Raw genomic sequence first — 22,975 nt, forward strand, 5'->3', positions numbered from 1 at the left:
GTCTGAATCGTTCCAAATTGTCCAGGAAAAACCGACAGATATCGGCAGCAATGTCATTCTTCAAATAAATCAAGTATTGACTTGTGCCACTGCTGCACGGTCTCTTGTACGCCGTCGACATAGACCGTATCGACCCGCTCGTTATAGAAGGCATACAGTCCGGAGATTTTTGGAATTTCCGGTATTGGGCTCTGATAGGTCCATACGATATTTTCATAGCTTTGACCGTTAATCTCTGCATTCAAGTAAGAAGCATCCCCTTTATAAGGGCAGCTTGTTTTCAAATCCGAAGAGGTAAACAACTCCTTGCGAATATCCTCCTCAGGTAAATAGTAGCGCACAGGTACCCCGGTTTCAAATACAATAACCGGCCGCTTGCTGTCTGCAACAACTACTCCGTTCAGCACAACTTGAATGTGCCGGGAACTGGCGATGGCATCGACCCGTTTGTAGGGATCGCGAGGGTGTACGAATATTTCCTCTTCCTCCTCCAGCCACTTGTCAACTTTATTCCAATAAAACGCAATATACTCACGAACGCCTTCACTTTGCGGGATCGGGTCCGGGTAGCTCCAGGCGGCCTGTTCGATCACCCGATCGCCCACCTTAACATCCCAATACGAGGCGTAGCCCTTGTACGGGCAGAAGGTACGGTGTTCACTGGCAACGATCAGATCCTGCCTGACATCGGATTTCGGAAAATAATAAACCGGCAAATGCCCCCGCTCATGGAGCAACACAGCAGACTTGCTGTCTGCTATCGTCACCCCATCGACCTGCACGCGCACCCATCTCGAGGTAGGCTCTATTTTTACACGCGTTTCGACAGGTAAGACACTTGGATCACTGGAGCATGCGGATACTGCTGTCTGGCAGGTTGATGCAGCTGAATCACTCATTTCATTTCCTCCTTAATTATCGTTATTAAGTAATTAATTATTACATTTAGACAATATCACCATTTTCAAAATTTAACAAGTACTATTCCGATTAAAATAATAAGAATAATATAGCGGCGACAATTCCTCTCCACACCAGATCCTCACCATGAGCGGATACCATGATTTTCTTATAGCTTGACAGGCCAGTCCCCGAACAGGAAGAAACTCCACCCTTGCAGGTGGAGTTTCACAATATACTTTTCTTTCTAATGACCTAGCAGTGTATAAGACTTGCCAGCTTCCGTATTAAAAGAGATGATGTTTACAGATAACTGACACTCAATTTTCTTTCGCAAGGTTCTCACACATAGCAAGTGCAAAAGCTTACGGCGGAGACTGGACTCCGTATACATCAAATACCCCAAAATAGGATAATTTAGTAATAACTAATCAAAAGAAAGAAACAGGTAAAGTAAGGAAAGCAACTTCAAACAAATTTTTGAAGGTTGCTTTTCCTTATTATTCAATTTTGAGACATATTTTTGGAAATGATTTTAAATGAACATCCGCTTAAGTCTCCTCTCATCTTTTAAGTTCTGTTAATGCAGGTATGCTGGGGTAGCGAACTTTACACCAAACGCCGTGAATACGGGCATATTTTAAGAATGCTGTGGAACGATTCGATGCAAGCACTATTGTTCAGGCGTGAATGAAGATAAGTCAACCTCTACACCCAAGTAATCAGCAGCTTTTAACGCATGCTCAATCTCCGGACGCAGAGGGTACATTCCTTCGGGTACATGATGGATTGACCCAAGCAGATACACCGTGTTGAATTTATCCTCTACCTTCCACAGAAAGCCTTGCTTCCCTCGGATTGCTCTTTAATGCTAAGGTCAACCTGGCGCAGACTCCAGGCAACTTTATAGCCTGCAGCTTCTGCGACAAAGCGGAGCGGTACATAGATTACATTCCGGATTTGCTTTGGTAATGCATCCAGCTTGACTGCTTTGCCGTTGGCAGTTGCATTCGTACTGCCAATTTGCAGGGACAAGGAGAGACCTTCTTTGGCACCGCTGACAGTACGGGTCGCTTCATCCCATTTCACTTTGACATCCATCTTCTCCAGAAGCGAACGCACCGGGACAAGTGTCACCCCTTTTTCAATAATCGGATTGGACTTGCCGAACTGGATTTGTTGTCCATTTAGTTGTACCGACAAGTCTTTTTCTGCTGCATAAACGGAAGAGGCTGCGGAAGTAGCAAAAATAGGGTAAGAAGTATTGCGCTGGTCTTTTTCATCTGGATACAGCTCCTCTTAATTGAAATGATAAAAAACGGCATTATAGATTTAGGCGGCCAGGGACGATCTTCTTTAGAAACTGCTGTTGCCGGGTATTCGAATCGGATGCTTATTTCTATCCTATCAACTTCATTGAAACAGAGCCTAAACAACCAGATAAACACCAGCTTAACCGTGTCTCTTTCGTTTAGGTTCTGTTAATGTGGGTATGCTACAATGGGAACGGGTGAAAACAATGACAAATCTATCTGATATTAAAATCGTAATCGTTGACGACGAGCCTTCAATTGTTACCATGCTGCAAATGGTGCTTCGCAGAGAAGGATTTCATCAGCTGTACACAGCTTCTACCTGTGCAGAAGCACTTGAATTAGGAGCGCGCATATTTCCCGATATCGTTCTGCTCGACATTATGCTCCCCGACGGCAGCGGACTAGACATCTGCTCCAAACTCCGCGAATACGGAAATCCGCATATATTGTTTTTGACTGCCAAGGCTTCTGATCTCGATGTTTTGCGAGGCTTTGCCATGGGCGGGGACGATTATATTACGAAGCCCTTCAATCCCCTGGAGGTGGCCGCAAGAATTCAGGCCCGCATACGCCGTCTGGAGCAGGAATCTCCCTCAGCCAGTCCGGTAAAGCGGCCCGATCCGGTGCTTTACCGGTTCGGCCACTTTACCGTCAACGAGGCGGAAGGCGAGCTGATTGTGGAGGGACAGCCTGTCCCCTGCCCCGCGCAGGTCTTCCAGCTGCTGCTGCACTTCTGTAAGTTTCCCGGCATTGTATTTTCCAAGGCACAGCTCTACGACAAGGTTTGGGGAATCAACGGGCAGGGCGATGACTCGACCGTGATGGTACATATCCGGCGCATACGGGAGCGGATCGAGGTTGATCCCGGCAATCCGAAGCTGCTGGTCACCGTTCGCGGGCTAGGCTATAAGCTTGTTAAGGAATCTCAAGAGCGATGAAGATTCAACAACGCATGGCCTTCCACTTCACGTATCAATTGATCTTCTACTCCCTGGTGATTGTGGCCATTACTCTGATTGCATGCATCCTGTACTTCCTGAACATGAACAATAATGAGATACGCCGGAATTTTCCGGCTGGCGCCCTGCAAATGATTGCTCAGGAAGCTTATTCCAAGGACGGGACGATTACGCTCTCCCCCGAATGGACCAAGCTCATCGAGGAGAAAGACATGTGGCTGCAGGTTGTCAGTTCCGAAGGAGAGGTAATTTACGCCGTTAATACAACTCCCCATCATGCGTTGCAGACCTCCTACTCCACCTCCGAGCTTCTCAATATTCAGGAGACACGGACGCTTGGAATATATTCCGTACTTACACAGTTGAATTTCTCTTTCCAGGACCCGCTTGTGTATATGCTGGGCTACCAAAGTCCTGATCGTAACCTGCTCGTTGCCTGGTTTGACGCCTACGGACAGCATGGATTCGTGCGCAGCGAAGCGGTTCCCGCCTTGGACCGGCAACTGCGCGAAACCGGCAGCTATCTGCAGATGATTGACTCTGCTGGTCATACTGTACAAGGCATCGGTGATGAAGCATACATACAGAAGGCGTATCGTCCGCTGGATATTCTCGCCATCCAGCAGTCGCCCGGCAGCTATGACACGAATATAGTCGCCCATCGGGACAATCGGAGCGGAATGACCTGGATTCTCTACAGGCCTAATACAGAGGGAGGTCCTGTGAAGCATCCTGTGATGGATACGGCTACGCGTAACCTTATCTGGTTTTCAGGTCTAATTCTACTCTTGGCGATTCCGCTCTCCATCTGGCACGGCTACCGCTACGCTCAGCCGCTGATTCTGTTTGCAGGCTGGTTCGAACGTATGGGTAAGGGCCAATACAACGAAGTGTTGACAACCAAGGACAAGCGCAAGGTATTCCGGCGCAGCGGCATGATGAGAATCCGCTTCAGGCTCTATAAGGAAGTGATTGAATCCTTCTATCAGATGACCCACCAATTGGCACAAACAGAGAAGGAGCGCGCGAGACTGGAGAAGACCCAATCGGAGTGGATGTCTGGGATCTCCCACGATCTGCGTACGCCCCTGTCCACCATTCAGGGCTACGGATATATGCTGGAGAGCCTGCCTGAGCAATGGAGCCAGGAGGAACTGCGAACCATGGGATCGACAATCCGGGAAAAAGGAGATTATATGCTTGAGCTGATTTCCGACTTTTCTTTGATTCATCAGCTCAAACAGGGAGAACCGATCATCGAGCTTGAGGAGATGGATTTGGATGAGCTGGTGCGATGCTCCGTGCTGAAGTACGTCAACGATGCCACGATGTCTGAATACCAGTTTCACTACGTTGGGGATGAGCGCCCTATACCTGTACAAGGCAATGAAACCTGGCTGCAGCGGCTGATGGACAATCTGCTGTCCAACGCCGTAAAGCATAACCTTCCGGGTGTAGTCGTCACCGTCTCTGTCGGCAGGATAAACAACAAGGCATTCATCCGGGTCATTGATAATGGCAAAGGAATGGATGAGGAAACGCTGCATCATTTATTCAATCGCTACTACCGTGGAACGAATACAGAAGAATCGACGGCTGGCTCCGGGCTCGGAATGAGCATCGCCAAAACCATCGTAGAAGCACACGGCGGCGACATCCACGTACAATCCAAATTGTGGCAAGGCACCAAAATTGAGATTACGCTACCCTGTTGAGCGTTCGGCTGGAAAGTTAAAAATGGCGAAGAACCTGTATTGTTAAAGGTTCTTCGCCGTTTTGCTTCCCTTCGGGCCCGTAATCGGAAATGCCTATTCGCAAACTTCCTTGTAATATCAGAACATACTAAATTGGAACGATTCGTTACTCATTCAAATACGTCTTCACCCGGTTTTGAATCAGCTTGCTGACTTCTTCCGCAGATTTCTGCCCGTTCATGAACGTATTGAACTCCTCCATAGCGATCATTAGCACTTTCATATCGCTGAATCTGCGGAAATTTGCCTCCGAGATTTGCTTTTCTACCACTTCAATCCGTTTTTTTACCGTTTCCCCATCCGGCAGCATATCTTGGGGGATCATCGTTTCCAGCGTTCCGCTCTCGATTTTTTGCAATATCTCATTAAATTTGTTGCTGGTGACGTCTTTATTTATTGGCAATCCCATGAGATTCGGGGAAGCTTGCATGTTTTCGGAAAGCAAAAATCTAATGAATGCCCATGCTTCCTGTTGAACGCCGGATTTGCTGTTTATTCCCAAACTGTACGTGGGTTTGAACGGTGCACCGTAATTTTTCTCGCTTGCGCTCGGCTTCTGGTAATAATCCAGGCCTTGCCGCATCGTCAGTGCCTGCTCGGGACTGTATATGTCAGCCATTTGAAATGCCGCCTGGTCGTCATCGAACGACATCCCTTCGCTTAGCAAGCCTTCGTCATACATGGACTTGATTTCCGCCATCATATTGCGGAATGAATCCGAGTCAAAGTCCGGCTGGCCCTGCCCCACGAGCTGAGCATAATTGTCCTCGATGAAATCAAAGAGCAGCGACGTCGGATGCAGGTTAATAAGCTTATCGGAACCGCCTTGTTCCTTCAAATTTTGGGCGACTTCTTTGAATTGGGTCCAGTTCCACGATTCATTATTTTCAACTGAAATATTCGCCTTCTTCAATAGCCCGGTATTTCCCTGAAACAGGGAAAGCGAGAAGGAGATCGGCATGGCATACAGACCATCCCCGTCTTGCGACGCCTTCAAAATATTGGTATACAGCGTATTTTGATCAAATGAGCTGTCTTTGGACAACAGATCATTCAAGTTGACGAGCAGTTTCTTCTCAACGAATTTGTCCTGGGGCAACTCGCTCATGAGAATAATATCGGCCCCCTTGCCGGAAATGACCTGCGTCGTCACCGATTGCACGTACTTTTCTACATCGGCCAGTGAGAGGGACTCCATGGACATGCCGCCTCCCCCGGTATCCTCCGACACTTTATATTCCTTCATTTCGATATGAATATTTTTATGCTGTTCCTCAAATTTTTGCACCGCGTTTTCCAGGAAACGATCCTTCCTCATAACCGATATAACGACAGTTTTCCGGTCGCCCTCCGTTTCCCCTTTGGGAACGCTTCCCCCGTTGCCGGAACAGGCGGATAACAATAGAACGGTGGACAACATGACTAATATTTTTTTCAAATGAATCATCCTCTCAATTTAATCGAACCCGGTTGCCATTCTGCAGCGGTTCACTCGACTCTGCAACAATTTCCTCTTCCAGGTAGACGCCTCCAAGCACGACGATCTCCTCGTCATTCCCTTTTCCTGTCTTCACGTACGCCTTCTGGACCGTGTACGTGTTGCCAATTGAGCTTCGATTCTCACGAACGACGAATACGTAGCTTCCGGAGCTGTCTTTTTTGAGCCACTTTTTGTTAATGACGATCCCTTGATCTTCGAACGGCTTCTCCAGATTAATGCTGGCGGATTCACCTCCCTGAAGACCGCCTTGCGGCACGTGGACAACAATCGTTTTTTGAGCCTTGGAGCTTCCATTGGCACCTCCGTCTTGCATGCCGTTATCTGTGTCCGGCTTGCTTCCAGAACCTCCGCTGCCGCTTCCCTGGGAAGCGGTCTTGATTTCGGCAATTGTTCCTTCAATCTGCCGCCGCTTGACTTCATCAACGTTAACCGTCACGTTCTCGCCCTTTCGCATCAAATCCGCGGACTCCTTATCCACCGTGAAGGTGAATTGGAATCCCTCGCCGGCTTTCACCAGCGTGAGCACCGGCTGCCCTTCGGGAACGCTCATGCCTTCCTCGGCTTCAAGATTTGCCACTTTGCCGTCCGCAGGCGCTATCAGCGTGCTTTTACGCTCCAGGTCTTTGCGGAGCGTTTCGATTCTCCGCAACGCGATGTCGCGATCCAATTTGTCCAATTCCAGGTCACGTTTTGCTTTGCGAATCTCCGCCTCGTCACTCGATTGGTGGGCAGCCACGAACCTTTCCTGGAGCAGCTCCCGGTTTAAGGTTCGTTTCTTCAGCTCGTCCTCCGCATCAAGAATCTGCTGCTGCATCTCGGTTCCGTCGAACGTAACCAGAATCTGGCCCTTTTTTACTTGTTCGTCATTGCGGACATGCACCTTCACCACCTTCCAGCTGCTGTCGCTTTTTAACTCGGTTTGCCGCCGGGGCGTGATCACACCACTTCCTTCGATGCGGTGGGTCATCGTTTTTTGCGCAGGCTTTTCTGTCGCCACTTTGGGCAGCAATGCGGTTTGCAATGTTTGGCTAAACAATGTCAACCCCGCCAATATAAGCAGGAAAGCAGCAAGGGCAATGCCGGCGATCCGTTGTCTTTGCATGACCATGTTGCCTTCTCCTTTCGATCAGCCTTTCACGCCGGAAAGCTGGATTCCTTCAATAAAATACCGTTCGGCGCTTAGGAACAGGAGCACCATGGGCATCATGTACACGACCGAGACAGCAAACGAGACGCCTAGCGCATCGTCCTGAATGCGGGAAAGAAAAACCGATAGCGGCTGCATTGCGGCTTCCTGCAAAAAAATGAGCGGCTGCTCAACCATATTCCAATAGTCGACGAACAGGAGCACGATGAGTGCAGCAATGCCCGGCTTCACCATCGGCAGCACAATGGATATAAAGATGCGCCAGTATCCCGCCCCGTCCATTTTCGCCGCTTCGACAAAAGCCGAATGGATGTGGAGCATGAATTGCCGCAGCAGAAACACGCCGAAGGCGCCGAACACGCCAGGCAATATGATGGAGCCGGGGTGGTTCATGAGGCCCAGCCGGTCAACCATCAAATAGTTGGGCACGAGTGTCACCTGAAACGGCATCAGCATTGTCATCAGGTAAAGGAAAAACAATCCGTCCCTGCCCGGAAAATTAAGCTTGCCGAATGCGAACGCGGCGAGTGTTGCCACTGACGCTTGCCCGATAATAATGGGAGCCACAAGCCATACGGAATTCCAGAACAGATACAGAAATTTCGGCGTCGCGATCAATACTTTGTCGTATTGCTGGAACGACACCCAGTCGGGGATCCATTTGAGATTGACGAATACGTTCGTGTCGGTTTTACCCAGCATGCGATAATTCGCCATAATTTCCCGCTCCGCCATAAATGAACTGACGATGGTCAAGGCGACGGGCATCAGCAGCAGGACGGCGATCGCGATCAGCAATAACGAGCGCAGCAGCGGTGTGCCCCATTGCTTCATCACGTCATTCACCCCTTTCACTTCTATGTTGCGCTTACTCCATATAAGAGCGGAAAATCCGCTCCGTGCGGAACAGGATGATCACGAGTGCTGTAATGCAAAGCGCCATCAACACCGCCGCGGAAGACACTTTCTGAATATCGAGGGACAGGAACATATTGTTCATGTAATGCTGAATCATATAGATCCGGTCATGCGGATAAGCGCCGGCGACGAGGTACGTCTCGCGGAACACCTTGAACGAATTCAGCACGGACATCAGCACGACCAGAAACGTCGTCGGTGTCAAATAGGTGAGCGTAATCCCGAACAACTTGCGAACGGGACCTGCCCCTTCCAGATTGGCAATTTCATAATATTGATCCGGAATGTTCTGCAAGCCGGCCAGGAACAGGATGACGTTGTATCCGATGTTCTTCCATACATAGACCAGCACAATCACAAAGCCGGCCCACTCGGATTTCATCCAATCGTGACGGCTATAGCCGAAATGCTCCAAAACAGCATTTAAGCTGCCGTTCCAGTCAAACAGAATTTGCCAGACAAGCACTATTGAAGCCACCGGCACAACAAGCGGCAGCACATAAGCCGTGCGCAGCCAATTCCGGAAGAATACCCGCTGGTTCAGAAGCAACGCCAGCAAGAGCGAAAGGGCGACGAGGATCGGCACGCTGATTGCGGTGAACCAGAACGTATTGGACGCCGCTTTCTGAAATGAGGAACTGAGGAGCAGCTCCCTGTAATTGTCCAGCGTGAAGCTTCCCCCGAGCCGATCCTGAAAAGAGTTCAGAATGCTCTGGCCGAACGGAATCACATAGAAGACGGAAAACCCCGCCAGGCTCGGAGCCAGAAAAACAAGGGCAACCAATAGCTCCTTGCGGGCCAGACGGTACAATTTCATGAAGAAACCTCCAATCGGGAGCCGATATGTGCGACAGGTTTACGTCCATTAGTTTACAAACACTTCTGGGGAGTTAATATGAAAGCAATGTGGAAAAAGTGTGGCATCGCTTCGCAGACAAACCTTTTATGATAGAATGGTTTCGATAAATATATGGAGGTTGCTGCATGAAGTCCTATCAAATTGCCATAGTCGATGACGATGCCCAGATCCGGAAAATCGTGGAGGCTTATTTACATAAAGAAGGATACCGTACAATTACACTGTCGACGGCAGAAGAAGCGTGGGAGCTATGGGAAAGCGATCCGCCGGATATGTGGATTCTCGACATCATGCTCCCGGGGATGAACGGCTTCGATTTGTGCCGGCAAATCCGCAAGGAGGCGGAAGTGCCGATCGTCATGATCTCGGCCCGCGATGAAGAAGTGGACCGCATCCTCGGGCTTGAGCTCGGAGGCGACGATTACTTGACGAAGCCGTTCAGCCCGAGGGAACTAGTCGCGCGTGTGAACCGCTTGTTCCAGCGTATCGGCTCCATTCGCCAAGCCCAGGAGAATCCTGTCCCTTCGCTGCCCGGGGGTAAAGTGATCGAGGTTGGGGAGCTGCGGATTGTTCTGGAGGAACGCCGCGTGTTCTGGCGCGGGGAAGAAGTCGAGATGACGCTGAAGGAACTGGAACTTCTGCAGACGTTGTCCGAGCAGCCGAATCGGGCGTTCACACGGGACGAGCTGCTTACGTTAATTTGGGGAGACAACTATTACGGCTACGACCGGGCAATTGACGATCTTGTGAAGCGGCTGCGGAGAAAAATCAAGGATCTTCCGGTCGATACGGTAAGAGGACATGGCTATCGGCTGCGGACGGAAAGGACGGGGCAATAAAATGAGAATGATTTACCGGCTTCATCTATCATTTGCATTGCTGCTGCTATGTATTTTGGCGGTTACCGCTGTTCTGATTTATCCGCTGCTGCTTGACACTTTGGTGGACAGCCAGCGGAAAGAGCTTCGTAATCAAGCCAGCATGCTCATGGGTTTATCTCCAGTCATGCCGCTCATGCCGGCGCAAGAAGCAGATACGCAGAGAGACTATAATATGATGCCTGTTGCCGGAATTACGAACGCATTATTGATTGCACCCGGGGAGAAAGTCGTCTACACCAACCTGAACAGCGAAGCGACGACAGAGCTGATGGAATTATCCAAGCTGGACCTCCCCGGATCAAGATCCATATGGCAAGGAAAGGATGACCAATATATCGTCGAAACGCTCACGGCAACCCATAGCATTGAGCCGGACAGTCTGGGTGTCACGGCAGTGGTAGCAACCCCGCTAAGCAAGATCAAAGCGATGCAGATCTCTTTGTTTAAACGGTTGATGATTATCCTGTCTGTCGGAGTGATTGTCGCTTTCCTGCTGAGCATGCTGATCACGAAAAGACTCGTCAAGCCGCTCGGGGATTTGAGGAAGGAACTGAACAAGGTGAAATCGCGCCGCTTCTCTGAAGTTCAACTGGTCGAAACGGGAGGCGAAATCGGAGAAGTCGCGAAGACGGTCTATACTCTCGCTGGCGAGTTGGAGACATACCAGCGTACGCAAAAGCAATTTTTTCAAAACACCTCGCATGAGTTGAAAACGCCGCTCATGTCCATTCAAGGATATGCCGAGGGCATCAAGGACGGCATCTTCACAGGGGATGAGGCCAATACTGGTTTGGATGTCATCGCCAAAGAATGCGAACGATTGAAAAAAATCGTGACGGAAATGATTCTTCTCGCCAAGCTGGAAAGCGAAGAAGGCATCTTTCACATGGACCGTGTTCCGGTAAGGGAATTAATTTCAGAGACATTAGAGCGAATCAACCCGCTACTCGTCAAAAACGGCTTGCGGATCGAGATGAACGGATTTGATAACGACCAGGAGTGGTGGATCTATGCCGACCGGGAGAAAGTGCTGCAAGCGATGATCAATATTCTGGGCAACGCGACCCGATATGCCAAGGAAACGATTCGCATCCAAATTTCTATAAGCGCCGAAGGGATCGACATCGGAATCACTGACGACGGCGAAGGGATTCCCGAACCGTTATTATCCCAGCTTTTTGAGCGGTTTGCGAAAGGAAAGAACGGAGAGACTGGCCTGGGCCTGGCCATTTCCCGCGCTATCGTTGAGCGGTGCCGCGGCCGCATTTCGGCCCATAACGAGCCAGGCGGCGGCGCAGCGTTTGTTTTGCGTTTTCCAACCCTTTCCTAGATTGTACACATTGGGCTGCAAACATGGCGACAGCTCAAACATATAAAAACAGAGTGCCAATAAGGTCCTCTGGACTTTTCGACACTCTGATGAAATTTTGCTTAAATGAATAACGTTAACAATCGTTATCTGCAGCGGCAACCTTGCCTTTCTTGAGCATGACGAAGGCAACCAGGATGCCAAGCAACGTAACGATGGCCGTGACGACAAATGCAGTTTGAATAGACTGATTTAACTCAGAGGGACTCATTACCTCCAATGATACATTTGAACCTGATCCCGAGGAGATCATTGCCATAATGACTGCCAGACCGATCACGCCGCCGATTTGCTGCCCGGTCGTGATCAGTGCAGAGGCTACGCCTTGCTCCTTGGAATTGACTCCCGTGCTGCCAGCGATGAACATTGCCGTGAACACGAACCCTTGACCAATGCCGATAATGATGGTCCCCGGAATGAAGCCCCATGCGGAGCCTGTTGCCGACAATTGGGTCAGCAGCAGGAACCCGACAGTTCCAAGTCCCATTCCCGTAGCAATCGTCCCGACGACTCCAATCTTCGCGAACATGACGTTAATTAACCTTGCCCCCAGGAAAGCGCTGATCGTCAGAGGCAAGAAAGTGAGACCGGATTGGATAGCTGAATAGTGTAGAACATTTTGCGTATAAAGCGTCAAAAAGTAATAAAGCGTGCCAAATGAGGCAGAGAAAAGAAAGGCGGTCAACGCACCACCGGTCAGGTTGCGATTGCGGAATAACCTGAAGGACATCAATGGCTCTCTCGAACGCCGCTCGATGATGACGAAGGCGAACAGAGAGATGGCTCCGAGCACAATAAAAGGCAGTGTGCGGGAGGCAAGCCATCCTTCAACCGGCGATTGAATCAGAAAGTAAACGATAAGGAGCAATCCTGCCGTAACTGTAATCGTGCCTGCAACGTCGAAATGCCTTGTCTCGGATATCGTCTTGCTTTCCTTGAGCACGATTGGTGCCAACACTACAGTGAGAATTGCAATCGGAACATTCACGAAGAACGTGGCTTCCCACCCGATGTAGCTGGTCAATACACCGCCCAGCAGCAAGCCAAGTGACATGCCAAAACCGCCCATTGCTGCCCAAATACCCATGGCACGGTTGCGCTCAACTCCTTCTTCGAAGTTGGAAATGATCAGCGACAATGTCGCCGGAGACAGCAATGCTCCGCCCAGGCCTTGTAGTCCTCAGGCGACAATTAGCATCAGCTGTGACTCCGACAATCCCCCCAAGCAGCGAACCTAAACCGAATAAAATCATGGCGACTATGAACATGCGGCGTCTTCCCAACAGGTCGGATAGCCGTCCGCCGATTAATAAAAAACCGCCGAATACGAGAGAATAAGCACTGATTACCCATTGAAGATGGTTTGCGGAGAAGCCTAATGCTTCCCCGAGAGATGGCATGGCGACGAAAATAATTGTGTAATCGAGTGCCATCATCAGCTGTGATATAGCCAGAATGAATAGAGCCAATCCTTTCAACTGTTTTGAATGCATTGAATTTCGCCCTCCAATTACAGACCATTCGGTCTAATTTAGTCGTTTTTTGACTGATCGATCCAATATGGAGAAATAAAGTGGAGCGTTCTGCGCCCCTCTTTATCGTTCAAGCGTGCTTAAGGTAATCGCCGTGATTTCCTTCAACACGTTTGGATCATCAGTTAATTTGGTTACTTGAATTAACGAGTATCGGGAATGGTACAAATACCTCGCCAGTGCCGTCAAATCCTGCTGCGGACTCAGCTCTCCTTGTTTCACTGCCCGCACTAACGCCTCATGGAAAGCATTCTCTAACCGATTTCGATCTTGTTCAAACAATGCCGCGATCTCCGGATCATGCGGAACCTGATCGATGGCGCTGTACAAAATCAAACATTCCTTGCGCCGATGTTCATCTTGAAGCGTCGCCACAATCTCATAAAAGATATCTGAGACCGCTTGCTTGACGGACCCCGAACGCTCGAGATAGACGACGACCGTCGACGATTTCTCGTTTAAGTAGTGCTTAACAGCTTTAATGAAGAGGTCCCGCTTCGTTCCATACGTATCATATAAGCTCTGGCGGGCAATCCCCAAACCGTCTAGCAATATTTGCAGAGATGTCCCCTCATAACCGTGATGTCCGAACACTTTCATCGCTTTGTGCAGGACAAGGTTCGTATCGAATTCTTTGCTCCTTGCCAATTAAGAGACCCCCTTCCCATGTCCCTGTCCATACTACCCTTACCGGATCGATCAGTCAATTATTTTTTGTAAAGAGTATTTCATTATTGAACAGTGGCGAACTTACGGGAGGTAGTCCGATATGTCGTCGGCGATATCCCTTTTTTGGCTGTAAACTGTTTAATAAAGTAGGTATCATACTCAAATCCGGTAGCATCAGCAATCTCATTAAGGCTCATATCGGTGTGTGTTAACAGGTCACACGCAACCTTCAATCGATGTGAAAGCAAGTAACCGATCGCTGTATTCCCGCATCTTTCCTGAAATCTTTTATTTAGAGTCACACGATTCAAATGAGCACACCTCGTCAAATCCTCCAATGAAATCTTTCGCGGATAGTTGGTGTGAATATAGTCTAACACGACATCAACCGGCGAGTGTTCCCTATTCCGATTCAATTCTTCCAACAAACCTAAAATTTGAATGAGATACTTTTTGATTCTGCATACCCAGAGCGCATCGCTTTGTGCCTGCACTTCCATTCCAAGTACGAAAAACCATTCAAACAACAACGGGTATGCTTTTTCCGTTACCCGAGGCAATCCCGTATACAGATTATTACTTTGAAAAAGCGAATGCCCTGTTTGTATTCTAGGACCCCAAGGAAAGTAATCCCTCGTTTCGGCAAGGGTAGCGGTGTTAAGAAATTCGGGATGAAAACTAAAGGACTGCGCAGATACATTTATTTTTTCAATGACTTGCACATGCGTGTCTTCTGTTAAGCAAAGAATACCAGGAGCGCAAATAGATATTGGACGCCCGTTCAGTATCCCCTTTATACTTCCGGCCGTAATAAAAATCAGTGTAAACCTTTCTGTATATGGAAGCCTATTAAAATCCTCCACTGCTGCAAATTCAATGTTCACGGTACGTTCTTTGTGTCTGTCTGCTTGTGGCATCCTAATCACCTGTCAAATCGTATAGTTGGTTGTTTCACTTATTCCAGTGTAACACACAAGTCCAAGGGCTATAATAAGGCTGTAAATCAAAGAAAAGGGAGGAAATCATCATGACTGTTGAACCGTTTCATATTCATGTCTCTAATGAAATCCTTGACGATCTGAAATACAGGCTGCAGCACATTCGTTGGCCCAATCAATTAGAAGACTCAGGCTGGGAGAGAGGAACAGATTTAAATTATTTAAAATCACTCGTTTCCTATTGGAGAGATCATTACGATTGGCGTGCACAAGAAACGATTTTGAACCGCTTTTCCCAGTTCCACAGCCAAATTGACGGGATAGATGTACACTTCGTACACGAGCGTGGGAAAGGACCTGACCCTCTGCCCCTTATTCTTACCCATGGATGGCCTGACAGTTACCTTCGTTATCAAAAAATTATTCCTCTCCTTACGGATCCGGCTAGTTACGGAGGCAATCCCGAGGACTCTTTTGATGTCATTGTCCCTTCATTGCCCGGATTCGGATTTTCTGGTCATCCTAATCACCCTGGCGTTAACAATTTTCGTGTCTCCCAGCTGTGGGCCAAGCTAATGACTAAAGAATTAGGCTACAAAAAATTTGCCGCTGCAGGAGGAGATATTGGCTCCGGTGTTACAAGGTATCTGGCAGCAAATTATCCTGAACTTTTATATGGAATCCATCTAACTGATGTTGGCATTATCAGGAGTCTCATGACTTCACAGGAGGAGTCGGAATTTTCCGCAGAAGAACTTCAATATAAGAAGAACGCTTCTGAGTGGATTGCCAATGAGGGGGGCTATATGTCCATTCAATCGACAAAGCCTCAGACTCTTGCTTATGGACTTTCCGATTCGCCCATCGGTTTGGCAGCCTGGATAATCGAGAAGTTTCGCGCGTGGAGCGATTGTGACGGTGACCTCAGCCAAAAATACAGCAAGGATGAGTTGTTGACCCATATTATGATCTATTGGGTGACTGGCACCATAGGTTCATCAACACGTATGTATTACGAAAACTCGCACTCCCTGCCTCCATTGGGCCGCATAGATGTTCCGACAGGCATGGCCATATTTCCAGCAGATATATTGCTCCCCCCAAAATCATGGACTTCACGCAATCTGAATGTGACTCATTGGACCACTATGTCTTCCGGCGGCCATTTTACTGCTATGGAAGAACCGGAACTGCTGGCCAACGACCTTCGGGCATTTTACAGATCGATTAGAAAATAGCCCACAGATTTATTCTGCCGGACTTCTTGCCAGCCTCATCGATAACGACAAGCAGTAAAGTATACAGGTCGCTCGTATCATGGTTCCCCAAATACTGCTCCTCATTCAGCTTCTCCGTCTTTTAGACGGAGGAGCTTTTTATTTTCCCTTCAAACCGGCAAACGGCTCACCCGTGATGATGGACGTCAGCTTACATTAGACTTAACCGACAACGTATCCCATACGCTCATCAGTTGCGTTATGGCAGCATCCATGGCTTCATATGGAACACCATCCCGGGCTTGTGTTGAAATTCCTTGAAGAAATGTATTCATTAAAGTAACCAGCACTGGGATATCTGTACGATCGGGCAACTCGCCATTTGCCACTGCCCGTTCTATACAATCTTTCAGCCAACCCCGGACCCTTCCTCGTTCCTTGGCAAGCATCTCCCGGATATGTTTTTGCTCAGGGGAACAGGTTGTAGCAGACAATACCAATAGACAGCCTAAAGGGTGAGAGTTCTCTGTCTGCATGCGTGCTGTTCTTCGCAATCCCTGCTCGATGGCTGCTTTCGATGTCAGACTTGTATCCCTGAAGCTTTCCGAAACCTGTCCGTGGGTAGCGATATATTGCTCAACCGCTTCGCGGAACAGCGCTTCCTTGGATTCGAACGCCGCGTAAAAACTCGCAGCTGATATATCTCCCATTGCTGTGCGCAATTGGGCAAGGGAAGTGGATTCAAAACCGTGTTCCCAGAACAAAAGCATCGCGGCAACAACTGCCTCGTCACGATTAAAAGCGCGGGGGCGTCCCGTTCGTGGCATAAAATAACCTCCTCTATTAATTTTATACTAATCGATCCAGAAGTCCTTGACAAGTGGATGAGGTTGGATTATATATGGAATGATCGATCCATAATTAAATTCATCTTGAGGAGGAAACTAATTTGTCTTCATTTTCATCATCCACGGATGTGGACCAATCGGCGGGAAGCCCTGCCAGACTGCCCTGGTTCGCACTTCTGGCGCTTGCGATGGCAGGATTTATCTGTATAATTACCGAAACCATTCCAGCCGGATTACTGCCGTTAATCGGGCAAGGGCTGGATATTACAAAAGCGATGGCAGGTCAATTCGTCACTCTCTATGCCATTGGCTCACTTGTAGCGGCAATTCCGTTCGCGATGTTTACCAGCGGGTTTAGACGGCGTCCACTGCTGCTTGCCATTATTGTAGGATTCCTGATATTCAACACCATTACCGCCTTATCGACCAGTTATGCTTTATCACTTATCGCCCGCTTTTTCGCCGGCGTGGCTGCCGGCGCAGCATGGGGCATGATCGCCGGTTATGCGCGTCGCATGGTACCGGATGCATTAAGAGGACGTGCGTTGGCTGTAGCAATGGTGGGCACACCGATTGCGCTTACCTTTGGGGTACCGATCGGTACTCTGCTCGGCGACCTGGTCGGTTGGCGTGCAGTATTTGGCCTGATGTCTCTCCTGGCTCTTGTTTTAATTGCATGGATACTATGGAAGGTGCCGGATTATCCCGGGCAGCCTTCAAATCAAAGAATGACTGTCCGCCAGGTTTTTGTTTTGCCTGGTATAAGGCCGATACTCATGGTGGTACTCACCTGGATGCTGGCACACAATATTTTATATACGTACATTGCCCCGTTTCTCGAACCTTCCGGACTGGCCGCACGTGTCGATCTCATGCTGCTCGTCTTCGGTTTAATGGCACTTGTCTCTATCTGGATTGTCGGTCTGCTGATAGACCGCATGCTGCGCCTTCTTGTACTGCTCAGTTTGCTCGTTTTCATCGTTGCATCTGTTGCACTATGGCTGGGTGGTACATCAGTATCGGTCATTTTGGGAGCCGTTGCATTATGGGGGCTAACCTTTGGGGGCGCAGCCACACTGCTGCAAACCGCACAAGCTGAGGCCAGCGGTGAAGAAGGTGTAGATATCGTAATGCCGATTAATACAACCGTATGGAATCTGGCTATAGCTGGCGGAGGAATTGCTGGCGGTGCATTGCTGGAGTTTGTTGGCGTTCAGTCTTTTCCGGGAGTGCTGCTGATTTTGCTCCTTTTGGCATTTATTATTTCATGGAGCGCGAAAAAACACGGCTTTCTTAAAAATCGATGAGGCACACAAGCAGAAAGAAGAAGGAATACGATTTTTCGGTTAATGTGGTACCGGGGAGCGAACCCGAACTAGTGAAGACAGGGCAAACAAGTCCTAGGATGAGGAATTAAAAACCGGGAACAGCCTTGTAAAATCAAGGCTGTTCCCGGTTTCTTGCTTTCTAAAGCCCGGCAAGTACTTGCGTCAATGACCCAAAAAGAAGCCGTTTTTTCGATGAAGAAAGAACTTGGTTGATAAAACACTTCTCTTTAAAGCAAACTCAGCGCCTTCAGCAAAGCCCATTCACTGCTTTTGTTGCCTTCCACTGAAAAATGGGCATCCGGAAACATCGGGGATAAATGATGGTATCCGGGGTATACATGCAATTCTGCCAAGACACCATCAAAGACCAGTTGTTTTGTAAATAATATGGCTTCATCAATGAATAAATCAATACTGCCTATACTTATATAAGTAGTTGGTAAACCGGCCAGTGATTTTGCACGCGCAGGCACGTAATACTTACTAACCTCTTCATGGCCGGGTTCATGCCCCAAAACAGATTGCCAGCCAAAATAATTACTTCCTTTTGTCCAAATAAACTCACCAGCATATGGATGCTCGCTTTACTTTAACAACTACACCGCCGATTCGAACCACTACCATGGCTATAGCCATCAGGACGAATGCCGGTGCAATTAAATTCAGGTCAAAATGATGCTGGGCCGAATAGAGATAAGCCTTCTCCAGATGATGTGTTACCCATTCGACCAGAAAAATACGCAGAATGAAAACAATTTCCATTACGGCAACGCTAGCAATACCGGTTGTTACATACGTCTTACCTTTGTCATCACGTTCGACACTGGCGAGGCCGTGGTCTGCTGCACTAGACTGCGCAGCGAAACGGCTCCCGCACTTAGGCTGCACATGAGTTGGCAAGCTGTCGACACACAAGCCGTGATCATCGACAGGAACGGGTACGCTCCGGCTCGGTAGTTTCTAGATGCTGATTTCAAAGGTTACACTTTTTACTTGACAGTCTCGATCAAGGCTCACCAGCGTAGGCACTACTTCTAATCGAGCCTGCTACAAAACCGGCATTTAAATTGAATACAACCGACTCCGGATGCCCAATTGAAAGATCAACCGCTAATTTCTAGATTGAGCCTTTAAATCTTTTATAAATTTCTGTTCTCATACTCTCTCTAATTTCTTCTTTCTTCGATTTACTATCATCTTTGTCTTGATTATCTAAATTAAATCTACCATTTTGCATGTTAATTATGCCATATACACCATAGGTGTTTTTGCTAAGAAAAATAATATATTTGTTGTTCTTCTTCAACTCGGTATAATCTTCAATCGCGACTTTTTTCAGACCATTGTATTCCTGTAATAGTCCAATAGGTTCAACAATTTTAATTGTATCGGGTATGTTACTTGGTCCTTTTATCACTTTATCTATTTTAATATCTGTTAATGTATATATGTCCTGTAAAACTTTTGCCTTACCACTTTTATAAAAAGTTGATTTATGTTCACGATTTTTAAAATCTTCGGTAGGTGAAGCAATTACAATGAGTTCCGCACCTGAAGACAATTCTTCTAAAGTATCGTAATCAATATAGCTAGCTTGTAACGATACATTGGAGATAGATTTGTAGACTCCAAAGTAATAGTACGTAGTTAATGAACATATAGCAACAAAAGTAAAAAGAATTATTAGTTTTTTCTTTGTAAGGGCAAGATTCATTTTACAACACTCCACCTTTTCGTATATTTGCATTTAAATTACTACTTTTAACTACCCCATTTTAACTTTAGCTGGGCTTTGTCGTATGCGTTTGGAGTATTTACGTTACGGTCAGCAACACTGCCTGCTGACATGACGGATGGGCCAATTTGACCATGTGTAGTTGTATGAGCTAAACCTAAAGAGTGTCCCAATTCATGAGTTGTAGTATGAGTAATTCCAGTCCAAGTCTTTAATTTATGTGCACTCAATGAATTATCATAAATAGAAATAACACTATAATCCCAATTTGAAGTCGGCGCATTTCCTTTTTGATCAGTTGCCAATGTATTTGTTGGCCAAGAGACTTTGTAAGGAACCATCAAGCCGAACAAATTCGTGGTAGCGCTATTGCCAACATATATTTCATCAGTACTATAGCCCCTATGGTTTGTTGTAAATCCGATAGATACTTTGCTAGAAATCCCTCCCCATGCGTTTCTAGAGAAATCTAAATGAGGCGTGTATCCGTAAGAGGAGACAGAACTGTCATACCAGGCATCAAATATACCGCCTCCCTTTCTAGTATATGTAAATGTATCTGCAGTAACTGGTGGTACTACAAGTGCTCCAATGACTAATAAAGATGAGACTGTCTTAATCAATTGTGTTTTTAATTTCATAAATTACATCCTCCCATAATAATAGACTAAATACTGACCTCACTCTTGCAACATTCATTTCATTTGTTTGGAGCGGATTGTTGAATCAAGCATGATTTACTACAATAATACATACCCCCGTTCTAAAAATGATAAAATGTTTGAAAAAGTAAATTTTTAGCTTTATAATATCAATATATACTATAATGATTAAAATTTCCATATTTTTATACCTGAATCCATGGAAGGTTAGTCGATCCTAGGGTTCGCATGTATTTCTTACAGATTCAGTGATCGTATTCTGAAAAAGTGTACAGGAAAACAGAGGCTTGCCTCAGGCAACCCTAACACAAGCGTATGACCCTATGGTTTACCTAGCCAACGTGGTATAAATAAGGCGGAAGGCCGGAAAACACGGGATATGGGCGCTGAAACGGAGCCTAGTTTGCCGGGCATGACTGAACAAGGCGAGAAGCAAGCCAAATCAAGTTTTCAATGACCGTCTTTACCCGTCTGCGCTGCACGCCGCCTTTTATAGGGACATCCGGTTGCTGCAACGAGATTTGCCCAGTATCCATAGGAGGTTATAGGCAACAAGCCCTGCACCAAGTCATTGGTCGCAAACTTTCCGGAAGGCAAGCGCTCCAAATTCAAATCCGTCTTCAACTCGCTGTGTAACTGCTCACTGGTGGCATTCGCGGTATAGGCGAATGACTTGCCAAGGCGAACAATCAAGCGTCGTAAAAAAGATGTGGACTTCGATTTCAGGCACAAGCAACAGCCGCTCGCTCGCTTCGATGGTACGCTCAATGACCTGATACACGACACGAATGGGGCGATTCAGCTTACGGTCATTCCATTCCATGGCACCTAAGTAGAACCGTTTGCCATTTCGTTCTTCACAGCACATGCCATTTTGCTGGGCGATCATGAGCCATTCCTCGGGCGACTCGCGGCGCAGATTGCGCTTGATAATGAAATCCGCGCCTTGCTCCAGGCAGGCGTTTACATTCACGAGGGCGTCGTTGCTGGCATCCATCCGGACAAGAAGCGGCTGATCGGTCGCACGCCGCACGAGCTACAGGCTATGGAGCAGGATAGCATCCACTTATTTTTGCACGTGGGTGCTGCCCTCGGGCAAATTGGCATTAATGCCATACCCTTCTTGCCCCAGATAAGCAAGAAATGGGGTATAACCGTCGACCTTTTATAGCTCATCGCCTCCCCTTTTTACGGGTACGCAGTTGTCCAATGGCGAAACATCGAGGTCAAGCGGCAACAGGATTGCACCTGTCCTTCCCGTCCGAAGGCCTGAACGGGCGTGAGTGGCACGTGAAGGGAACAAAGCAGGCCAGCGGATCGTAGCTTGTAGGATGCGGCCAAATCCAGGCGTTGCCTGAGGGTGGGTGAAGACGGGACGTGTCCAATTCCGAGCGCCTTGGCGAAAAAGCGATCGGCACGAAACGGTTAAATAGGATCAAAATCGCTTTTTCCTTGGCAAAGCAGCCCCAGGTAAGCGAGCAGGACATCGGAATGCGAGACAATTGGCCGAAGGGCGCCAGGTAGGGCACACTCGGCAAGGCGTTTAGAAATGTGGGTATGGGATAAAAGCCGGCCAACAAGCGCAAGGCCCGAATGGGCGGTGAGTTGTTCGAGCGATTAGTCCAGTTGAAAGCGTACAAGATTCATCGTGCAACTCCAGGGTAAATGAGAACATAGTGGGAAATCTTCCCTTTTCTCTATTTCACTTCACCATAGGGCTTTTTCTAATCTTTTAATATAATAGTTTCGCGGATTCAGGTACCATAAACTAAATAAGCTTCTACAAGAAATGGATGATTTTATTTACACAAAATTCTTAACGCAACCAATTGATATATTCAATTAAAGTGACAGTGAGGTGCTCTATGAAAAAAATTATTTTATCAATAACTATAGTTATGGTTTTATGTTTGGTCGGCTGTTCAAAAGACTATGCAAACACTGTTAAAGATGAGCCAACACAAATGAAAAAAATTGCATGGGAAGGCCTTTCAAAAAAAGAGCAAAAAGTCGTAGTAGGAAGTTGGGAAAGTGCTACAATCGAAAAAATTGAGGTGTCGAAACTAAAATTCCCTCTAATTTTTTTAGAAAAAAACTCCGAAAATATTTACAGGGTGACATTTAAAACTACTCAAGATGAGCTGCTTGGTCCTATTGGCGTATATATAGATGCGGATATCAAGAAGATAGTCGGTTACGATATAAGAGAATAATTGTTTTTATGACGAATGAATCAAATTTTGGGTCTGTCAAGAATTATGTGTAAACTCATGAAAAGAGAATCTCCCCGATGGGGGAGAACGGCTCTCACGGCAAGTGTTGTCCGATACGCTCGGGAAAGAAGACCGAGAGTTGCAACAGCATCTGTCCCCAGTTTTGAACACGGCCTGTCCATTTGCGGGTGACGTCCATGGTGACTAAGTACAGCATCTTCAGCAGCGC

23 protein-coding genes and 2 pseudogenes are annotated in these 22,975 nt (G+C 47.5%); 7 read left to right on the top strand and 18 right to left on the bottom strand.

All coding sequences use genetic code 11. From position 1 onward, the window contains the following. Positions 1-53: 53 nt before the first annotated feature. The 3 genes from H583_RS34330 to H583_RS0125810 form a co-directional block, all read right to left on the bottom strand. Positions 54-899: a DUF427 domain-containing protein gene (locus H583_RS34330; protein ID WP_051237004.1), complete on the bottom strand. Its 846-nt coding sequence runs from the start codon at positions 897-899 to the stop codon at positions 54-56. A gap of 674 nt (positions 900-1,573) precedes the next feature. Beyond that, positions 1,574-1,708, bottom strand: coding sequence for a TraB/GumN family protein (locus tag H583_RS38200; protein ID WP_161631219.1), 135 nt, complete (start codon positions 1,706-1,708; stop codon positions 1,574-1,576). Between the two features lie 17 nt (positions 1,709-1,725). Continuing rightward, positions 1,726-2,103 carry a copper amine oxidase N-terminal domain-containing protein gene (locus H583_RS0125810; RefSeq protein ID WP_028563009.1) on the bottom strand — a complete coding sequence of 126 codons (378 nt, stop codon included), beginning with the start codon at positions 2,101-2,103 and terminating at the stop codon, positions 1,726-1,728. A 316-nt stretch (positions 2,104-2,419) separates the two neighbouring features. Here H583_RS0125810 and H583_RS0125815 point away from each other — a divergent pair, with 316 nt between their 5' ends. Next, positions 2,420-3,154 (top strand): response regulator transcription factor, encoded by a 735-nt coding sequence (locus tag H583_RS0125815; protein WP_028563010.1) that lies wholly within the window; start codon positions 2,420-2,422, stop codon positions 3,152-3,154. Beyond that, complete coding sequence (locus H583_RS0125820; RefSeq protein ID WP_028563011.1) at positions 3,151-4,890, top strand: HAMP domain-containing sensor histidine kinase; 1,740 nt, start codon at positions 3,151-3,153, stop codon at positions 4,888-4,890. The genes H583_RS0125815 and H583_RS0125820 overlap by 4 nt, the downstream gene beginning before the upstream one ends. 145 nt (positions 4,891-5,035) lie before the next feature. Here H583_RS0125820 and H583_RS0125825 read toward each other — a convergent pair whose 3' ends face one another. Genes H583_RS0125825 through H583_RS0125840 form a run of 4 tightly spaced genes read right to left on the bottom strand, consistent with a single transcriptional unit; the run spans position 5,036 to position 9,312 of the window. Continuing rightward, positions 5,036-6,367: an ABC transporter substrate-binding protein gene (locus H583_RS0125825; protein WP_028563012.1), complete on the bottom strand. Its 1,332-nt coding sequence runs from the start codon at positions 6,365-6,367 to the stop codon at positions 5,036-5,038. 13 nt (positions 6,368-6,380) lie between these two features. After that, positions 6,381-7,538, bottom strand: coding sequence for an efflux RND transporter periplasmic adaptor subunit (locus H583_RS0125830; protein WP_028563013.1), 1,158 nt, complete (start codon positions 7,536-7,538; stop codon positions 6,381-6,383). Between the two features lie 18 nt (positions 7,539-7,556). Further along, a complete protein-coding gene (locus tag H583_RS0125835) occupies positions 7,557-8,411 on the bottom strand; it encodes a carbohydrate ABC transporter permease (RefSeq protein WP_028563014.1) in 855 nt (284 codons plus the stop codon). A 34-nt stretch (positions 8,412-8,445) separates the two neighbouring features. Beyond that, positions 8,446-9,312 (bottom strand): carbohydrate ABC transporter permease, encoded by an 867-nt coding sequence (locus tag H583_RS0125840; protein ID WP_028563015.1) that lies wholly within the window; start codon positions 9,310-9,312, stop codon positions 8,446-8,448. Between the two features lie 167 nt (positions 9,313-9,479). Here H583_RS0125840 and H583_RS0125845 point away from each other — a divergent pair, with 167 nt between their 5' ends. Then, positions 9,480-10,193 carry a response regulator transcription factor gene (locus H583_RS0125845; RefSeq protein WP_028563016.1) on the top strand — a complete coding sequence of 238 codons (714 nt, stop codon included), beginning with the start codon at positions 9,480-9,482 and terminating at the stop codon, positions 10,191-10,193. 1 nt (position 10,194) lies between these two features. Then, entirely contained in the window at positions 10,195-11,565 is a 1,371-nt protein-coding gene (locus H583_RS0125850) for a sensor histidine kinase (RefSeq protein ID WP_028563017.1), read from the top strand. Between the two features lie 115 nt (positions 11,566-11,680). Here H583_RS0125850 and H583_RS34335 read toward each other — a convergent pair whose 3' ends face one another. The 4 genes from H583_RS34335 to H583_RS0125865 form a co-directional block, all read right to left on the bottom strand. Further along, positions 11,681-12,760, bottom strand: coding sequence for an MFS transporter (locus H583_RS34335; protein ID WP_281170140.1), 1,080 nt, complete (start codon positions 12,758-12,760; stop codon positions 11,681-11,683). Further along, positions 12,705-13,097 (bottom strand): MFS transporter, encoded by a 393-nt coding sequence (locus H583_RS37910; RefSeq protein ID WP_281170141.1) that lies wholly within the window; start codon positions 13,095-13,097, stop codon positions 12,705-12,707. The genes H583_RS34335 and H583_RS37910 overlap by 56 nt, the downstream gene beginning before the upstream one ends. 102 nt (positions 13,098-13,199) lie before the next feature. Then, positions 13,200-13,784: a TetR/AcrR family transcriptional regulator gene (locus H583_RS0125860; protein ID WP_028563018.1), complete on the bottom strand. Its 585-nt coding sequence runs from the start codon at positions 13,782-13,784 to the stop codon at positions 13,200-13,202. Between the two features lie 83 nt (positions 13,785-13,867). Continuing rightward, positions 13,868-14,722, bottom strand: coding sequence for a helix-turn-helix domain-containing protein (locus H583_RS0125865; RefSeq protein WP_028563019.1), 855 nt, complete (start codon positions 14,720-14,722; stop codon positions 13,868-13,870). A 110-nt stretch (positions 14,723-14,832) separates the two neighbouring features. On the opposite strand from H583_RS0125865, the gene H583_RS0125870 reads away from it, so the two are divergent. Next, positions 14,833-15,981, top strand: a complete 1,149-nt coding sequence (locus tag H583_RS0125870; protein ID WP_028563020.1) for an epoxide hydrolase family protein — start codon at positions 14,833-14,835, stop codon at positions 15,979-15,981. 185 nt (positions 15,982-16,166) lie between these two features. Here the strand turns inward: H583_RS0125870 and H583_RS0125880 are convergent, their stop codons facing one another. Further along, on the bottom strand, positions 16,167-16,787 hold the full coding sequence (locus H583_RS0125880; RefSeq protein ID WP_028563021.1) for a TetR/AcrR family transcriptional regulator: 621 nt from the start codon (positions 16,785-16,787) through the stop codon (positions 16,167-16,169). 122 nt (positions 16,788-16,909) lie between these two features. Between H583_RS0125880 and H583_RS0125885 the strand changes: the two genes are divergently transcribed. Further along, on the top strand, positions 16,910-18,115 hold the full coding sequence (locus tag H583_RS0125885) for an MFS transporter (RefSeq protein WP_028563022.1): 1,206 nt from the start codon (positions 16,910-16,912) through the stop codon (positions 18,113-18,115). 248 nt (positions 18,116-18,363) lie between these two features. Here H583_RS0125885 and H583_RS34340 read toward each other — a convergent pair. From H583_RS34340 to H583_RS37380, 5 genes and pseudogenes are all read right to left on the bottom strand, one after another. After that, positions 18,364-18,717 (bottom strand): annotated as a pseudogene (locus tag H583_RS34340) (alpha/beta hydrolase fold domain-containing protein); the annotation flags it as partial. Next, a complete protein-coding gene (locus H583_RS0125895) occupies positions 18,698-19,024 on the bottom strand; it encodes a hypothetical protein (RefSeq protein ID WP_154665990.1) in 327 nt (108 codons plus the stop codon). The pseudogene H583_RS34340 and the gene H583_RS0125895, both read right to left, overlap by 20 nt. 229 nt (positions 19,025-19,253) lie before the next feature. Continuing rightward, entirely contained in the window at positions 19,254-19,850 is a 597-nt protein-coding gene (locus H583_RS34345) for a hypothetical protein (RefSeq protein WP_051237008.1), read from the bottom strand. Between the two features lie 47 nt (positions 19,851-19,897). Next, positions 19,898-20,512: a hypothetical protein gene (locus H583_RS0125905; protein WP_028563025.1), complete on the bottom strand. Its 615-nt coding sequence runs from the start codon at positions 20,510-20,512 to the stop codon at positions 19,898-19,900. A 661-nt stretch (positions 20,513-21,173) separates the two neighbouring features. Continuing rightward, the gene (locus H583_RS37380) at positions 21,174-21,566 is read right to left on the bottom strand and encodes a hypothetical protein (RefSeq protein WP_028563026.1); all 393 of its coding nucleotides are present in this window, start codon (positions 21,564-21,566) and stop codon (positions 21,174-21,176) included. Positions 21,567-22,398: 832 nt separating this feature from the next. On the opposite strand from H583_RS37380, the gene H583_RS0125920 reads away from it, so the two are divergent. After that, positions 22,399-22,746 carry a hypothetical protein gene (locus H583_RS0125920; RefSeq protein WP_028563027.1) on the top strand — a complete coding sequence of 116 codons (348 nt, stop codon included), beginning with the start codon at positions 22,399-22,401 and terminating at the stop codon, positions 22,744-22,746. Positions 22,747-22,840: 94 nt separating this feature from the next. Here the strand turns inward: H583_RS0125920 and H583_RS37715 are convergent. Further along, positions 22,841-22,975 (bottom strand): annotated as a pseudogene (locus tag H583_RS37715) (IS256 family transposase); the annotation flags it as partial.

This window comes from Paenibacillus pinihumi DSM 23905 = JCM 16419 (genome assembly GCF_000422505.1).
Taxonomy (GTDB): domain Bacteria; phylum Bacillota; class Bacilli; order Paenibacillales; family Paenibacillaceae; genus Paenibacillus_D; species Paenibacillus_D pinihumi.

What these genes read in the sequence shown, in the direction of transcription:
- H583_RS34345 (WP_051237008.1), bottom strand. Translation starts at nt 19,850, where the DNA reads ATGAATCTTGCCCTTACAAAGAAAAAACTAATAATTCTTTTTACTTTT.
- H583_RS0125905 (WP_028563025.1), bottom strand. Translation starts at nt 20,512, where the DNA reads ATGAAATTAAAAACACAATTGATTAAGACAGTCTCATCTTTATTAGTC.
- H583_RS37910 (WP_281170141.1), bottom strand. Translation starts at nt 13,097, where the DNA reads ATGCATTCAAAACAGTTGAAAGGATTGGCTCTATTCATTCTGGCTATA.
- H583_RS0125870 (WP_028563020.1), top strand. Translation starts at nt 14,833, where the DNA reads ATGACTGTTGAACCGTTTCATATTCATGTCTCTAATGAAATCCTTGAC.
- H583_RS0125865 (WP_028563019.1), bottom strand. Translation starts at nt 14,722, where the DNA reads ATGCCACAAGCAGACAGACACAAAGAACGTACCGTGAACATTGAATTT.
- H583_RS0125845 (WP_028563016.1), top strand. Translation starts at nt 9,480, where the DNA reads ATGAAGTCCTATCAAATTGCCATAGTCGATGACGATGCCCAGATCCGG.
- H583_RS0125840 (WP_028563015.1), bottom strand. Translation starts at nt 9,312, where the DNA reads ATGAAATTGTACCGTCTGGCCCGCAAGGAGCTATTGGTTGCCCTTGTT.
- H583_RS0125920 (WP_028563027.1), top strand. Translation starts at nt 22,399, where the DNA reads ATGAAAAAAATTATTTTATCAATAACTATAGTTATGGTTTTATGTTTG.
- H583_RS0125815 (WP_028563010.1), top strand. Translation starts at nt 2,420, where the DNA reads ATGACAAATCTATCTGATATTAAAATCGTAATCGTTGACGACGAGCCT.
- H583_RS34330 (WP_051237004.1), bottom strand. Translation starts at nt 899, where the DNA reads ATGAGTGATTCAGCTGCATCAACCTGCCAGACAGCAGTATCCGCATGC.
- H583_RS0125820 (WP_028563011.1), top strand. Translation starts at nt 3,151, where the DNA reads ATGAAGATTCAACAACGCATGGCCTTCCACTTCACGTATCAATTGATC.
- H583_RS0125880 (WP_028563021.1), bottom strand. Translation starts at nt 16,787, where the DNA reads ATGCCACGAACGGGACGCCCCCGCGCTTTTAATCGTGACGAGGCAGTT.
- H583_RS0125830 (WP_028563013.1), bottom strand. Translation starts at nt 7,538, where the DNA reads ATGGTCATGCAAAGACAACGGATCGCCGGCATTGCCCTTGCTGCTTTC.
- H583_RS0125835 (WP_028563014.1), bottom strand. Translation starts at nt 8,411, where the DNA reads ATGAAGCAATGGGGCACACCGCTGCTGCGCTCGTTATTGCTGATCGCG.
- H583_RS0125850 (WP_028563017.1), top strand. Translation starts at nt 10,195, where the DNA reads ATGAGAATGATTTACCGGCTTCATCTATCATTTGCATTGCTGCTGCTA.